Origin of the sequence: Streptomyces sp. NPDC002573 (genome assembly GCF_042889625.1) — a bacterium.
In the GTDB taxonomy this organism is placed as follows: Bacteria; Actinomycetota; Actinomycetes; order Streptomycetales; family Streptomycetaceae; genus Streptomyces; species Streptomyces gibsoniae.
In genome coordinates this window covers 1-14,432 of sequence record NZ_JBIARC010000043.1, presented here as the reverse complement: position 1 = coordinate 14,432, position 14,432 = coordinate 1, and the positions used below count along the sequence as shown (strand labels likewise).

11 protein-coding genes and 3 pseudogenes are annotated in these 14,432 nt (G+C 71.1%); 8 read left to right on the top strand and 6 right to left on the bottom strand.

All coding sequences use genetic code 11. From position 1 onward, the window contains the following. Nucleotides 1-36: 36 nt before the first annotated feature. A pseudogene (locus ACFYX0_RS31675) lies at nt 37-204 on the bottom strand (carboxyvinyl-carboxyphosphonate phosphorylmutase); the annotation flags it as partial. Between the two features lie 271 nt (nt 205-475). On the opposite strand from ACFYX0_RS31675, the gene ACFYX0_RS31670 reads away from it, so the two are divergent. The 3 genes from ACFYX0_RS31670 (at nt 476) to ACFYX0_RS31660 (ending at nt 6,315) form a co-directional block, all read left to right on the top strand. Then, entirely contained in the window at nt 476-4,258 is a 3,783-nt protein-coding gene (locus ACFYX0_RS31670) for an ABC transporter ATP-binding protein (RefSeq protein WP_388975269.1), read from the top strand. Nucleotides 4,259-4,378: 120 nt separating this feature from the next. Beyond that, complete coding sequence (locus ACFYX0_RS31665; RefSeq protein WP_311692611.1) at nt 4,379-4,765, top strand: hypothetical protein; 387 nt, start codon at nt 4,379-4,381, stop codon at nt 4,763-4,765. 125 nt (nt 4,766-4,890) lie between these two features. Beyond that, nucleotides 4,891-6,315, top strand: a complete 1,425-nt coding sequence (locus ACFYX0_RS31660; RefSeq protein WP_388975266.1) for a S28 family serine protease — start codon at nt 4,891-4,893, stop codon at nt 6,313-6,315. A 23-nt stretch (nt 6,316-6,338) separates the two neighbouring features. Here the strand turns inward: ACFYX0_RS31660 and ACFYX0_RS31655 are convergent, their stop codons facing one another. The 3 genes from ACFYX0_RS31655 to ACFYX0_RS31645 form a co-directional block, all read right to left on the bottom strand. Continuing rightward, nucleotides 6,339-6,938: a hypothetical protein gene (locus tag ACFYX0_RS31655; RefSeq protein ID WP_388975263.1), complete on the bottom strand. Its 600-nt coding sequence runs from the start codon at nt 6,936-6,938 to the stop codon at nt 6,339-6,341. Nucleotides 6,939-7,017: 79 nt separating this feature from the next. Then, complete coding sequence (locus ACFYX0_RS31650; RefSeq protein ID WP_388975260.1) at nt 7,018-8,877, bottom strand: glycoside hydrolase family 3 protein; 1,860 nt, start codon at nt 8,875-8,877, stop codon at nt 7,018-7,020. Between the two features lie 307 nt (nt 8,878-9,184). Then, entirely contained in the window at nt 9,185-10,102 is a 918-nt protein-coding gene (locus ACFYX0_RS31645) for a LysR family transcriptional regulator (protein WP_388975257.1), read from the bottom strand. A gap of 89 nt (nt 10,103-10,191) precedes the next feature. On the opposite strand from ACFYX0_RS31645, the gene ACFYX0_RS31640 reads away from it, so the two are divergent. Then, nucleotides 10,192-11,127 carry an EamA family transporter gene (locus tag ACFYX0_RS31640; protein ID WP_388975254.1) on the top strand — a complete coding sequence of 312 codons (936 nt, stop codon included), beginning with the start codon at nt 10,192-10,194 and terminating at the stop codon, nt 11,125-11,127. Next, nucleotides 11,124-11,768, top strand: a complete 645-nt coding sequence (locus tag ACFYX0_RS31635) for a GNAT family N-acetyltransferase (RefSeq protein WP_388975251.1) — start codon at nt 11,124-11,126, stop codon at nt 11,766-11,768. The genes ACFYX0_RS31640 and ACFYX0_RS31635 overlap by 4 nt, the downstream gene beginning before the upstream one ends. Here the strand turns inward: ACFYX0_RS31635 and ACFYX0_RS31630 are convergent. Next, on the bottom strand, nt 11,672-11,944 hold the full coding sequence (locus ACFYX0_RS31630; RefSeq protein ID WP_388975247.1) for a DUF397 domain-containing protein: 273 nt from the start codon (nt 11,942-11,944) through the stop codon (nt 11,672-11,674). The genes ACFYX0_RS31635 and ACFYX0_RS31630 overlap by 97 nt on opposite strands. Continuing rightward, nucleotides 11,941-12,759: a Scr1 family TA system antitoxin-like transcriptional regulator gene (locus ACFYX0_RS31625; protein ID WP_388975245.1), complete on the bottom strand. Its 819-nt coding sequence runs from the start codon at nt 12,757-12,759 to the stop codon at nt 11,941-11,943. The genes ACFYX0_RS31630 and ACFYX0_RS31625 overlap by 4 nt, the downstream gene beginning before the upstream one ends. 122 nt (nt 12,760-12,881) lie before the next feature. On the opposite strand from ACFYX0_RS31625, the gene ACFYX0_RS31620 reads away from it, so the two are divergent. From ACFYX0_RS31620 to ACFYX0_RS31610, 3 genes and pseudogenes are all read left to right on the top strand, one after another. Then, nucleotides 12,882-13,298, top strand: a complete 417-nt coding sequence (locus ACFYX0_RS31620) for an ATP-binding protein (RefSeq protein WP_388975242.1) — start codon at nt 12,882-12,884, stop codon at nt 13,296-13,298. 256 nt (nt 13,299-13,554) lie between these two features. Next, nucleotides 13,555-14,094 (top strand): annotated as a pseudogene (locus tag ACFYX0_RS31615) (TetR/AcrR family transcriptional regulator); the annotation flags it as partial. Nucleotides 14,095-14,189: 95 nt separating this feature from the next. After that, a pseudogene (locus tag ACFYX0_RS31610) lies at nt 14,190-14,432 on the top strand (IS607 family transposase); the annotation flags it as partial.

Genomic DNA, 14,432 nt, shown 5'->3' with positions numbered 1-14,432 from the left:
GCTGCCCGCGGTGCCGCTGCCGGTCTGGAGGTCGGCACCGATGTCGGGCAGACCGTAGTGCGACGCGGCGAATCCGAAGCCGGACACGAACATCCCGTCGTAGTGCGCGGCCGCGATCGAGGCCGAGTACATGTCGTAGACACCGATCAGTGGTGTGGTTCCCTGCGCGGCGATCTGCTCCTGCAGCTCGTTTCCGTAGGCCACCGTCCAGCCCTTCTGTGGAGGTCCTTTACCTGATCGGGATTATTTCTGTACCTGTACAAGTCATTCTCTATAGATATCTTTTACTCACCCGGTCGGGCCGCCACCTTCACCGCAGAAACGTCACTCACGTTCCCCGCACGCGCTCCGTCGGACTGGGCCCGCAGTCGCAGACGGCTGCGACCTTCGGCCGGGAATTGTTGCGGAGGGATGAAATCCGCCCTGGTCCGCGTTGGTGCTGTCCGGACGATCAGGGCGACAGGAAGGGACCGGCGTGGTGGCGCACGAGGGGGAGACACGCGGCTGGGCACGCAGGCTCGCGGGGTACGCGTGGCGCTACCCGAAGGACGTGATCCTCGCGCTCGGCTCCTCGCTGGGCGGCATGGCCGTCATGGCGGTCGTCCCGATGATCACCAAAGTGATCATCGACGATGTCATCGGGAACCACAGCCGGTCCGTGGGGCCCTGGGCGGGCGCGCTCATCGGCGCCGCCGTCCTCGTCTACGTCCTCACCTACATCCGCCGCTACTACGGCGGGCGGCTCGCCCTGGGCGTCCAGCACGACCTGCGCACGGACATGTACGGGACGATCACCCGGCTCGACGGGCGCCGCCAGGACGAGCTGTCCACCGGCCAGGTCGTCGGCCGCGCCACCAGCGACCTTCAGTTGGTGCAAGGTCTTCTGTTCATGCTCCCGATGACGATCGGGAACGTCCTCCTCTTCCTGCTCTCCCTGGTGATCATGGCGTGGCTGTCGCTGCCGCTGACCCTGGTCGCGCTGGCCGTCGCGCCCGCCCTGTGGTTCATCGCCAAGCGCAGCCGCACCCGGCTGCACCCGGCCACCTGGTACGCCCAGGCGCAGGCCGCCGCCGTGGCGGGCGTGGTGGACGGCGCCGTCAGCGGCGTCCGCGTGGTCAAGGGCTTCGGGCAGGAGGAACAGGAGACCGGCAAGCTCCGGGAGGTCGGGCGCCGCCTCTTCGCGGGCCGGCTGCGCACCATCAAGCTGAACGCCCGCTACACCCCTGCCCTGCAGGCCGTGCCCGCCCTCGGCCAGGTCGCCATGCTGGCGCTCGGCGGCTGGCTCGCGGTGCGCGGACACATCACCCTCGGCACGTTCGTCGCCTTCTCCTCCTATCTCGCCCAGCTCGTCGGCCCGGTGCGCATGCTGGCCGTGGTGCTCACCGTCGGCCAGCAGTCCCGCGCGGGCGCCGAACGCATCCTGGAACTGATCGACACCGAGCCCTCGCTGTCGGACGGCACCAAGGAGCTGCCCGCCGACGCCCCGGCGACCGTCGAGTTCGACGACGTCTCCTTCGCCTACCAGGACGGCCGCCCGGTCCTCGACGGCCTCTCCTTCGAGATACGTCCCGGCGAGACCCTCGCCGTCGTCGGCTCCTCCGGCTCCGGCAAGTCGACGGTCTCCCTGCTGCTGCCCCGCTTCTACGACGTCACCCACGGCGCCGTCCTCGTCGGCGGCCACGACGTGCGCGAGCTCACCCAGTCGTCCCTGCGCGCCGCGATCGGGCTGGTCCCCGAGGACTCCTTCCTGTTCTCGGACACGGTCCGCAACAACATCGCCTACGGCCGCCCGGACGCCACCGACGAGCAGATCGAGCGGGCCGCCCGCGCGGCGCAGGCCGACCGCTTCATCGCCGAGCTGCCCGACGGCTACGCCACCAAGGTCGGCGAGCAGGGCCTCACCCTCTCCGGCGGTCAGCGCCAGCGCATCGCACTGGCCCGGGCGATCCTCACCGACCCCCGGCTGCTGGTCCTCGACGACGCGACCTCGGCGGTGGACGCCCGGGTCGAGCACGAGATCCACGAGGCGCTGAAGCAGGTCATGGAGGGCCGTACCGCCCGCCCGTCGCCCGACCACCACCCCTCAACGAGCGCTGGCGCGCGCACCACCCTCTTGATCGCCCACCGGCGCTCGACCCTCAACCTCGCCGACCGCATCGCGGTCCTCGACGACGGCCGGCTCGCCGACATCGGCACACACGAGGAACTCCAGGAGCGATCCGCCCTCTACCGGCGGCTGCTGACCGACCCCGACGAACTGGGCGGGGTCTCGCCCGGCCACGCCCTGCCCGCCGCGCCCCGGGAGGACTCCTCCGTCCGCGAGGAACTGGACGCCGAGTTCGACGCGGAGCGGGGCGTCACCCCTCATCTGTGGACCGGCGACCGCGAGCCCCGGGACCGCGCGCTGAGCGGCTCCCCGGCCACCCCCGAACTCCTCGCCCAGGTCGAGCAGCTGCCCCCGGCCACCGACACCCCCGGCGTCGACGAGGCACGCGCGGTGCGGGCCGAGGAGTCGTACGGCCTCACCCGGCTGCTCCGCGGCTTCGGTCTGCCGCTCCTCGCGAGCCTCGGCCTCGTCGCCGTCGACGCGGGCATGGGTCTGCTGCTGCCGATCCTGATCCGGCACGGTATCGACCAGGGTGTGTCCCGGATGGCCGTCGGCGCGGTCTGGGCCGCGTCCCTGCTGGCCCTGCTCGCCGTCCTCGTGCAGTGGACGGCGCAGGTCGCGGAGACCCGGATGACCGGGCGCACCGGTGAGCGCGTCCTCTACTCCCTCCGCCTGAAGATCTTCGCGCAGCTCCAGAGGCTCGGGCTCGACTACTACGAGCGGGAGCTGACCGGCCGGATCATGACCCGGATGACGACCGACGTCGACGCGCTGTCGACGTTCCTGCAGACGGGGCTCGTCACCGCCTTCGTCTCCGTGGTCACCTTCTTCGGCATCATGGTCGCGCTGCTGGTGATCGACGTGCGGCTCGCTCTCGTGGTGTTCGCCACCCTGCCGGCGCTGGTGGTGGCGACCGTCTTCTTCCGCCGGGCCAGCGTGAAGGCGTACGAACTCGCCCGCGAGCGGGTCTCGACGGTCAACGCGGATCTCCAGGAGTCGGTGTCCGGGCTGCGGATCCTCCAGGCGTTCCGGCGCGAGCAGGACGGCGGACGGCGGTTCACCGAGGCCAGCGAGAGCTACCGCCGGGCCCGTATCCGCGGCCAGTGGCTGATATCCGTGTACTTCCCCTTCGTGCAGCTGCTGTCGTCGGTGGCCACCGCGTCCGTGCTGATCGAGGGCGCGCACCGGGTGGACGCCGGGACGCTGACGACGGGTGCCCTGGTCGCGTATCTGCTGTACATCGATCTGTTCTTCGCCCCGGTGCAGCAGCTCTCCCAGGTCTTCGACGGCTACCAGCAGGCGACGGTGTCCCTCGGCCGGATCCAGGAGCTGCTGCGGGAGCCGACCGCCACCGAGGCCGCCGACGAGCCGCTCCCGGTGCGGTCCCTGCACGGTGAGGTCGCCTTCGACGGCGTCGACTTCGCCTACGGCGACGACGAGGAGGCCCTCAGCGGCATCGATCTGCGGATCCCCGCCGGGCAGACCGTCGCCTTCGTCGGGGAGACCGGCGCGGGCAAGTCGACCCTGGTCAAGCTGGTCGCCCGGTTCTACGACCCCACGCACGGCCGGGTGCTGATCGACGGCACCGATCTGCGCTCCCTCGACCTGACCTCGTACCGGCACCGGCTCGGCGTCGTCCCCCAGGAGGCGTATCTGTTCGCGGGGACCGTCCGGGACGCCATCGCCTACGGGCGGCCGGACGCGACCGACGCCCAGGTGGAGGCCGCGGCACGGGCGGTCGGCGCGCACGACATGATCGCCACGCTGGACGGCGGCTATCTGCACGAGGTCGCCGAGCGCGGCCGCAATCTGTCCGCCGGACAGCGGCAGTTGATCGCCCTGGCCCGCGCGGAACTCGTCGACCCCGACATCCTGCTGCTTGACGAGGCCACAGCCGCGCTGGACCTGGCCACCGAGGCCCAGGTCAACCAGGCGACGGACCGTCTCACCGGCCGCCGTACCACGCTCGTGGTCGCCCACCGGCTGACGACGGCGGCCCGCGCCGACCGGGTGGTGGTCATGGACCACGGCCGGGTCGCGGAGGACGGCACCCACGAGGAGCTGCTGCGTCTCGACGGCCGCTACGCACGGCTGTGGCGGACGTTCGTCGGAACGCCGGAGCCGGAGGAGCCGGTCGGGTCCACGGCCTGACCGGCGGTCGGAGGGGCAATTCCGGTTCCCCATGGGGCAGGGAGACCGTGCGACGCAACCATCGGACCTACGTCCTGCGTCCGTACACCAGTACGTTGATGGTCGCGGGAGGGACGAGAAGTGGACAGTGGTGCGATACGCCGGCGCCTGGCGCTCGGCCTGGCCGTACTGACGGCGTCCGGTCTGCTCGCGGTGGCGAGCCCCGGGCACGCGCAGGCGGACGACCCCTGCTCCGGACGGCAGGTGCGCACGCTGTCGTTCGCCACCGGCTCGGTGCGGGTGTACAAGCGGGACGGCTTCGTGTGCGCGGTGACGGTGGCGAGGAACACCTTCGGCCGGAAGGCGATGTCGGTGAGCGTGCAGGCGCGCGGCAGCCGTCCGGTGGCCGACAGCGGGCAGTTCACCTACCACGCCGGGCCGGTGGTCGTGCATGCCGGCCACCGCTGTGTGTGGATCCGGGGGTCGGTGGGCTCGAGCTCGGTCAGTTCCGGCTGGATCATGTGCTGACGGCCGCCGCCCCGAGGGGCGGGGGATCTTCTCAGCCATTTCACAGGTATCTCCAACCTCCCCTGGTGCGGCGGGAGTTGCTCCGCTAGGTTCCGGCGGACATCCGCGTTCACAGGGGAGGGTGCATGCGCAAGGCGCTCAGATGGCTGCTGGCGCTCGTGGTGCTGATCGGCACGCTGAGCACGGCCGGGACGGCCACCGCCGCCGCGGCGGCGGACACGGACATCAAGGACCGGCTGCTCGCGATACCCGGGATGAGCCTCATCGAGGAGAAGCCGTACGCCGGTTACCGCTTCTTCGTGCTCAACTACACCCAGCCGATCGACCACCGGCACCCCTCCGAGGGCACGTTCCAGCAGCGGATCACGATCCTGCACAAGGACGTCTCGCGGCCGACGGTCTTCTACACCAGCGGCTACAGCGTCTCCACCACCCCGGGCCGCCGTGAGCCGACGCAGATCGTGGACGGCAACCAGGTCTCCCTGGAGTACCGCTTCTTCACGCCGTCCCGCCCCGCCCCGGCCGACTGGTCGAAGCTCGACATCTGGCAGGCGGCGAGCGACCAGCACCGTATCTACGAGGCGCTCAAGCCGGTCTACACCCACCGGTGGATCGCGACGGGCGGCTCGAAGGGCGGTATGACGGCGACGTACTACGAGCGCTTCTACCCGCACGACATGGACGGCGTCGTCGCGTACGTGGCCCCCAACGACGTGGTCAACGACGAGGACTCGGCCTACGACCGCTTCTTCGCGACGGTCGGCACCAAGGAGTGCAGGGACCGGCTGGAGGCGGTGCAGCGCGAGGCGCTGGTGCGCCGGGAGCCGCTGGAGCGGAAGTACGAGCAGTTCGCGGCAGCCGGCGGCTACACGTTCACGACCATCGGCGGTCTGGACCGGGCCTACGAGGCGGTCGTCCTGGACTATGTGTGGGGCTTCTGGCAGTACAGCCTGCTGTCCGACTGCGGAACCGTCCCCGCCGAGGCGGCCCACGCCACCGACCAGCAGATCTGGGACTCGGTGGACACGATCTCGGGCTTCTCGGCGTACACGGACCAGGGGCTGGAGACCTACACGCCGTACTACTACCAGGCGGGCACCCAGCTTGGCGCGCCCACGATCCACTTCCCGTACATCGAGAAGCCGCTGATCCGCTACGGCTACCAGCCGCCCCGCAACTTCGTGCCCCGCTCGATCCCGATGCGCTTCCAGCCGTGGGCGATGCGGGACGTGGACACCTGGGTGCGCCACCACGCACGGCACATGCTGTTCGTCTACGGCCAGAACGACCCGTGGGGCGCGGAGCGCTTCCGGCTCGGCGCGGGCGCGCGGGACTCCTACGTCTTCACGGCTCCGGGCCTGAACCACGGCGCGAACGTGGCCGGTCTGGTCGCCGACCAGAAGACCCTGGCCACGGCCCGCATCCTGGACTGGGCGGGCGTGGCACCGGCGGCGGTCCGCACCGACCCGTCGGCCGCGCGGCCGCTGGCGCGCTACGACGCGCGGCTGGACCGCCGGGACGTGGAGCGGGAGCCGGCGCTTCGGCCGTGACGGCCGGGCCGTGCCCGGAGGGCTCACGTCTTCCGGGCACAGCCCACCGGCTTCTCACCGCCCAGCTGGACGTACAGCGCGGTCGACGGCGGGCACTGCGAGCGCCGCGACACTGCCGAGGTGACCTTGTACTCGGGCCGGTGGGCGCCCTTGCCGTCGCAGGCCGTCTCGCGGACCTCGCCCTTGCCCGCGCCGTAGACACAGTCCCCGACGATCGTGCGCGGTCCGCCCCCGCCGCCGGGGTCCCCCGGGTGCGGCGGCTCGAGGTTCCGCATACAGGCGTAGCCGCGGGGCACGGTCCCGGACGCGCTGATGTGCAGGACGAAGTCCGTGGTCGCCGGGCACGCGGGACCGCCGTCCGGCGGGCCCCCGTCGAACCGGGCGACCACCCGCGCCGCCGCCCGCTCGCTGGTGCACGGCACCTCGGTGAAGCTCGTCGTCCCGAAGGAGCTGCACTCGCCGACGGCGAGGAACTCGACCCCGAACCCGGACGCCACGGGCGAGGGGGTGTCCCCGCCCGGCCGCTCCTGTGCCGCCCCCGACGGCGACTGGCACCCGCACAGCCCGGCCGCCGCCAGCGCGGCTGTGAGCAGCGCACCCAGCCACGCGTGTGTCCCTCGCATCGCCAACCCCCCGGTTTCCCCCGTCCAGCGTGAACCGCGGGCACGGCTCACGCCAGACAACCAGGGCGCTTTGCGACATTCAGGGGCCGTACGAGAGGTCTCCGGCGTACCCCTGGTACGACAGCCCGTACCCGAGGGGGTACAGCACCTGCGTCGGATCGTCCGCCCGCGGCACCGGCACCGGCAGCCTGCCGCGCGGCCGTACTCGGCCCGCGATCACCCGTGCCGCCGCGCGCAGTTCCACGTCGGTCCAGGAGTAGGAGGCCAGGCAGGCCGTGGCGTCGGGGAGTTGGGCCACGTCGTACGGATTGCGGATCGCGAGGGCGGCCACCGGTCTCCCGGTGGCGGCGAGCCGGGTCACCAAGGTCCGCTGGGAACTGGTCGCGGTCACGTTGTAGGTGCCCACGACCACCGCGTCCGAGTCCCCCGCCGCCGTCACCGCCTTCTCGATCGCCGCCGCCGTGGGCGCCGTGCCGGTGGACAGCGCGGTCGCGGTGAAGCCCAGGGCGGTGAGGGCGTTCGCGAGCACGGTGGTGGGCGGCCCGTCGGTGCCGGACGGCGAAGCCGGATCCGCGCCCACGACGAGGATCCTGCGGTGCGTACGGCGCGACAGCGGCAGCAGTCCCCGCTGGTTGACGAGCAGTGTGGTCGTACGGTCCGCGATACGGTCCGCCGTGCGCAGATGCCCGGGGGTGCCGACGGTCCGGTCGACTCCGTCCGCGGTGACGTACGGCCGGTCCAGCAGCCCGAGCTTCGCCTTCAGCCGCAGGACGCGCAGCAGCGACTCGTCGAGCCGCGCCTCGGTCAGCTCCCCGCTGCGCACGGCCGTGAGCACCGCGTTCCAGGCGAGGTCCAGGGAGGGCGGGTTGAGCAGCTGGTCGACGCCGGCTTTCAGGGCGAGCACGGGCACCCGGTCGTCGCCGTACTTCTGGCGCACGCCCTCCATGCCCAGCGAGTCGGTCACCACCACCCCGTCGTAGCCCAGCTCCTCGCGCAGGATGCCGGTGAGGATCGGGCGGGAGAGCGTCGCCGGGTCGCCGGAGTCGTCGAGCGCGGGGACCATGATGTGCGCGGTCATGATCGAGTCGATCCCCGCGCGGATCGCCGCCCGGAATGGCACCGCGTCGAGTTTCTCCCACAGTTCACGGCTGTGGGTGATGACCGGGAATCCGAAGTGGCTGTCGACGGCCGTGTCGCCGTGGCCGGGGAAGTGCTTGGCGGTGGCCGCGACCCCGGACTCCTGACAGCCCTTCACCTCCGCGGCGACAAGCCCCGCCACCGCGTCCGCGTCCGCGCCGAAGGACCGTACGCCGATGACCGGGTTGGCCGGGTTGACGTTCACATCGGCGTCCGGCGCGTACGCCTGACGGATGCCGATGGCGCGCAGCTCGGCGCCGGAGATCCGGCCGAGGGTACGGGCGTCGGCCCGGGAGCCCCCGGCCCCGATCGCCATCGCGCCGGGAAAGAGGGTGGCGGGCCTGCCCACGCGGGCCACTATGCCGTGCTCCTGGTCCGTGGCGATGAGCACGGGCAGGCCGCGCGGCTGGGCGAGGGACGCCTGCTGGATGCCGTTCGAGAGGTCCGCGATCTGGTGCGGTGTACGGGTGTTGTGCGCCCAGGTGAAGTAGATGATCCCGCCGACGCGGTACTTCGCGACCAGTTCGGCGGCCGTCCGTACGCCGATCTCGGCGAGGTTGGCGTCGATGTCGGCCTGGTCGGGGTCGGTGGCCGAGTGGCCGTAGACCCGCATCACGAAGAGCTGGCCGACCTTCTCCTCCAGCGTCATACGGGAGATGAGGGCCGTGAGCCGCGCGTCGTCGCGCCCGGCGGCGCGGGCGGATTCCGGGGTGAGGGCGAGGGCCGCGGTCAGGCCCGCCGTGGCGGCGAGGACCGAGCGTCTGGAGGGGTGTGCGGTGCTTCCTGTGCCGGAGTCGTGCACATGCGCTCCTTCCGAAGGAGAACGCTGAAGGAAACTTCCGAGGAGTCACCAATATCCGGGAAGTTTCTGCCAGTCAAGGCACTGCACGGTAACCGGCGGGGGGCCGCCATCGGCGCAGGTGGAGGGGGCGCGCCGATGACGGCGTGCTGCCGGCCGCGTGCGGCGGAGAGGGTGGGTCAGCGATCGCAGCCAGCAGCGAGGCCGACACCGCAGGCGGAGACTCATCCGGCAGCCTGCGCCTTGGACGAAGGCGGGCTCGGACGGGTTCCCCGGGCGCCCCCGGAATCCGCAAGCGGTACGCAGGAGGTCAGCGGGTCGCCCGTGCCGCCGCCCCGGGCCAGAACTCCTTCAGTGTCCGCACGGTCTGCGCGATCGCCGGCCGCCGCGCCGCGCCCGTGCGCCACAGTGCGTAGAGCCGTCGTACGGGCATCGGGTCGAGGGCGACCTCGACGACCTCGGGCGGCAGCGGGCCGCGGCCCAGGCGCGGGATGAGCGCGACCCCGAGGCCGGCTCCGACCAGGGCGACGAGGGTGGGATTCTCGTCGGCCTGGTGGACGACCTCCGGTTCGTGTCCCGCCGACCGCAGGGTCCGCAGCAGCCAGTCGTGACAGACCCGGCCCGGCGGCTGGCAGATCCATCGCTCGCCGCCCAGCTCTTCGCGCCGCACGGACTCCCGCCCGTCGAACGGGTGCCCCTCGGGGACGAGCAGATCGCACAGGTCGTCCCCGATGACCGCCTGCTCCACCCCTGAGGGCGCCGGCAGCGGGGCGATGTCCCAGTCGTGCACGACGGCGAGATCGACGGCGCCCTTAGCGACCAGGTCCACCGACAGATGCGGGTCGACCTCGGTGAGCCGGGCGTCCAGGGCGGGATGCCGCCGCGCCAGGTCCGCGAGCACGCCCGGCATCAGCCCGCGCGCCGCCGACGGGAACGCGGCCACGGTCAGCCGTCCGGCCGGCACCCCACGCCGCTCCTCCAGGTCCGTCTCGGCGCGCTCCACGATCGCCATCAACTCCTGTGCGGTGCCCGCGAGTTGCCGTGCCTCGTCGGTGAGCCGCACCCCGCGCCCCTCCCGCTCCAGCAGTGTCGTCCTGGTCTCCCGCTCCAGCTTGGCGATCTGCTGGGAGACCGCGGACGGCGTGTACCCGAGCGCGGCGGCCGCGGCACCGACCGTGCCGTGGACGGAGACGGCGTGCAGGGCGCGCAGCCGTTGGAGATCGAGCATGGACCCCCCTCAGGGATTAGCGATGCTTCATCCGATCATGCAGCAATCATCGCTGGTGCTTCACGGTCGCCGGCCGTGATCCTCGACGCATGCGACCCGCACACCTTGCTCTCGCCGTCCTTGTCACCGCCGTCTGGGGCGTGAACTTCACGGTCATCGAGATCGGCCTCGGCCACTTCCCGCCCCTGCTGTTCTCGGCCCTGCGCTTTCTGGCCGCCGCCGTCCCGGCCGTCTTCTTCGTCGGCCGCCCGAAGGTGGCCTGGAAATGGATTTTCTCCGTCGGCCTCGTCCTGGGCGTGGCCAAGTTCGGCCTGCTGTTCCTCGGCATGAACGCGGGCATGCCCGCCGGACTGTCCTCCCTGGTGCTCCAGATCCAGTCCGTCTTCACGGCGCTGATCGCCTTCGCGGCCCTCGGCGAACGGCCCACGCGCGTACGGGCGCTGGGGATGGCGGTGGCCCTCGTCGGAGTGGTCCTCGCGGCCGTCGACGAGGGCACGGCCGGTCCGCTCGGCGCGTTCGCCCTGGTGATCGCGGCGGCGGCCTTCTGGGGCCTGTCCAACGTCCTGACCCGCAAGGCGTCCCCGCCCGACGCGCTCAACTTCATGGTGTGGGTGAGCACCGTGCCCGTCCTGCCCCTGCTCGGCCTGTCCCTGCTGACCGAAGGCCCCTCCCGCGACCTGTCGGCCCTGCGGGCCCTGGACTGGCAAGGCGTGGGCGTCGTCCTCTACGTCGCCTGGATCACCACCGTGTTCGGCTTCGGCGCGTGGGGCTGGCTGCTGCGACGCCACCCCGCGTCCACGGTCGCCCCGTTCTCCCTGCTCGTCCCCGTCTTCGGCATGTCGTCCGCGGCCCTGTTCCTGGGCGAGCAGATCACCCCGCTGCGCTGGGGAGCGGCGGCGCTGCTGGTGGGCGGGGTGGCGCTGACGTCCCTGGCTCCGAAGGGGGCCCGGCGGGCGGAGGAACGTGTGAAGGAGTACGAAATCCATTCGACGCCGACGAGCGGATCCGCCACGCTGCAACGGTGACGTTCATCTTGAGGGGACCGGTCCTGGAGGGCACGCTCGTGCGGCTGGAGCCGCTGGAGCACCGGCACGCGGCCGGCCTGGCGGTGGCGGCGGAGGAGGACCGGACCTCCTACGCGTACACCTGGGTGCCCAGAGCCGACGAGGTCGGGGACTACATCGACGCCCAGCTCGCCCGGGCGGCGGCGGGCCGACTGGCGCCGTACGCCCAGATCTCCCTCGCCACGGGCCGGGTGGTCGGCACGACCTCCTTCTGGGACCCTCGCTGCTGGCTGTCGGACGACCGGCTCGACGCCATCGAGATCGGCTTCACCTGGCTGGCCCGGTCGGCCCAGGGCACGGGTGTCAACGCCGAGTCCAAGCTGCTGCTGTTCCGCCACGCGTTCGAGGAGTGGGGTGTCGCGCGCGTCGACCTGAAGACCGACGCGCGCAACGCCCGCTCCCGGGCGGCCATCGAGAGCACCGGCGCCCGCTTCGAGGGCGTCCTGCGCAACTGGTCCCGCTCCTGGACCCCGGGCGAGGAGGACCGCCTCCGGGACTCCGCGATCTACTCGATCACGGCGGAGGAGTGGCCCGAACGCCGCGCACCCTTGGAGGCAAGGGTCAGGAAACTGGCCCAGGCGTCGGGGGAGAGGGTCAGGTAGGGGCGGGTCGGGGCCTTGGAGTCACGGATGTGTATGTGGGCGGTGCGGGCGACTTCGACGCAGTCGCCGCCGCCGGAATCGCTGTAGCTGCTCTTGTGCCAGGCGAAGGCGGCTTCGAGGCATTCACCGCCACTGCTGTCGCTGTAGCTGCTCTTGAACCACGCCAAGTCGGTCATAGCTCCCCTGCCAACTGCTCGATCAGGGCGGCGGATTCCTCCGGATGGAGGGCCTGGCTCCTGATCATTGCATGGCGGCGCGCCAGAACACCGACCTCATCGGGCCGTGAAACCAGCGTGCTGTGGCCATTGCCCTCCATGTACACAAGGGTGGTGTTCTCCGGGGTGTCGAGCACGGTGAGGGCGCCTTGCAGGCCCGCATGACCTGCCCTGTTTTCCGGCATGACCTGAAGGACGACGTTCGGCCGCCTGGTGCTCGCCGACAGGTGCTCGTACTGGGCGCGCATGGTCTCTGTGTCGCCGATCCGGCGCTTGAGGGCTGCTTCTTCGAGGATGACGTTGACGACACACCCTGGCTTGCGGTCCAACAGCTCCTTACGTTCCATGCGTGCCGACACCAGCCGTTCCACCTCCTCCGTGTCCAGGGGCGGGAAAGCGTAGTTGAGGACTGCCTCGGCGTACTCCTTCGTCTGCAGCAGGCCATGGATGAGCTGCGTGCAGTACGAAGAAATGCTCAACGCCTCCTGCTCCAGCTGCACGAACCCCTGAAAATGAGCCGGATACCGCTCCAGCCGCAGGTACTTCGCAGCCGCCGCAATCAACCCCCCGGCCCCCAACGCCTTCTCCGCCGCCGCGATGAACTCGTCCGTCGCCGGTTTCGCGCACGTCTCCACCGCGCTCACCGCCGCCCCCGAGTACGCCATCCGCTCGCCCAACTCGTTCTGCGACAACCCGGCGTTCACGCGCAGCGTTCGCAGGACCTCTGCGAAGTACTGCGCGGCGGGCGACGGCGAGTTCTTCCTGGGCTGCCCCACCGCAGCACCACCCCCTCTACACGGCTCTACGCCGATCAACGCGCGCAGCGCACCAGTTGCCGTCCGCAGTCGTCGACGCTCGGTCACTGGCGACGGTAGCGACCAGGGCCGAAAGTAGCCCTGTGAATACAGAAAGTGACGGCGCGCGTGTGCGGCTCCGCACCTGGCGGCTGAGGTTCACGCCCACCCCGCGCCACGCCGTCGAGGCCCGCCGCGGCGCCCGCCGTGTCCTGCGTTCCTGGGGCGTGCCCGACGAGGCGCGCGAGACCGTCGAACTCGTCGTCTCGGAACTGGCGACGAACGCCGTACGCCACGGTCGTGTGCCCGGCCGCTACTTCGAGGTGGCGATGGCGTACGACGGTGAGAAGACCGTGGACGTGGAGGTGTCCGACGCCTGCGCGCGCCTGCCGGTGCCGGCGGACCCGGACCCGGAGTCGACCTCGGGCCGCGGCCTGCTGCTCGTCGCCGCGCTGTCCGAGTCGTGGGGAGTCAGGGACCGGGGCGTCGGGAAGACGGTGTGGGCCAGGATTCTGTTCTGACCGACCGTGGCTACGCCCTACGCCGCGTGAGGCCGCACATCCAACGCAACTCACGCGGTCAGGCGATGTCGGGCGACGTGCACTTTGACCCCGCGTCACCCCTGCCAGACGTCGGCCACCGAAGGGGCCAGGGCGCAGGCCTGGGCGTGGCCCGCGCGGGCAGCGTCCGGCCGACGCGTGTCGTCCGTCATGTTGCGTCCCATGATGCGGCGCGCAACGCGGTCCGGGGACAGCAGGACGACGGCACGCGCGTCACGCCCGGCGGGCGGGCGTGGGCAACGCCACCCTCTATCGCCATTTCCCGACCCGTGCCGCGCTCGTCGATGAGGTCTTCCGCGATGCGCTCACTGAGACCACAGCGGCGGGCGAACGGGCAAGAGCCGCCGAAGACGCATGGACGGGACTGACGGAGTACCTACGAGCAGTGTTCGCCGGCTTGGCGGCAGACCGCGGCACCAACGACCTCATGACCACGAATCTGGAAGGCGTCACCGCGCTGGAGGCGATCCACGCCCACAACCGCACAACCATCGACGGGCTGCTCCGGCGCGGTCAGGAACAGGGCACCCTCCGCCCGGACCTCACCACCGAGGACCTGCTCTTCGCCCTGGCAGCACTGGGCCGGGCGGTTCCCGCGCTCACCACGGTCGCCCCGGACACCTGGCTCCGCCCGCTCGCCTTGCTCCTTGACGACCTTCGCGCCCACCCGGACACACCCCCTCTGCCGACGCCGGCCCTCACTTCCGCCGACCTCGGCACGGTGCTGCTCAATCTGGGCCCGCACGGTCGGCGTTGAGAGGTCCTCTTCGGCGACCGAGGGGTCAGAACCTGCTCTCGGGTAAGTGTCCATGAGTGTCTTTTAGATGTCATGAGTGTTGTACGATCTTGTGCATGAACCTGACGGAATGGGCACGTGCGCAGGGAATTGCCCCGCGTACCGCGTATCGATGGTTCCGTGAGGGCACATTGCCGGTACCTGCGGAACGCGTGGGACCGCGCACGATCCTGGTGAACATCGACGCGAACACCTCACCCTCCATGACCGGTGGTGTAGGTCTGTATGCCCGTGTTTCCTCGCACGATCAGAAGCCGGACCTGGAGCGGCAGACCGCTCGCCTGTCGGCATGGGCGGCG

Excerpts from the sequence above, each read along its gene's own strand:
- ACFYX0_RS31660 (WP_388975266.1), top strand. The coding sequence starts at position 4,891 with ATGCGCAAGGCGCTCAGATGGCTGCTGGCGCTCGTGGTGCTGATCGGC.
- ACFYX0_RS31655 (WP_388975263.1), bottom strand. The coding sequence starts at position 6,938 with ATGCGAGGGACACACGCGTGGCTGGGTGCGCTGCTCACAGCCGCGCTG.
- ACFYX0_RS31645 (WP_388975257.1), bottom strand. The coding sequence starts at position 10,102 with ATGCTCGATCTCCAACGGCTGCGCGCCCTGCACGCCGTCTCCGTCCAC.
- ACFYX0_RS31640 (WP_388975254.1), top strand. The coding sequence starts at position 10,192 with ATGCGACCCGCACACCTTGCTCTCGCCGTCCTTGTCACCGCCGTCTGG.
- ACFYX0_RS31630 (WP_388975247.1), bottom strand. The coding sequence starts at position 11,944 with ATGACCGACTTGGCGTGGTTCAAGAGCAGCTACAGCGACAGCAGTGGC.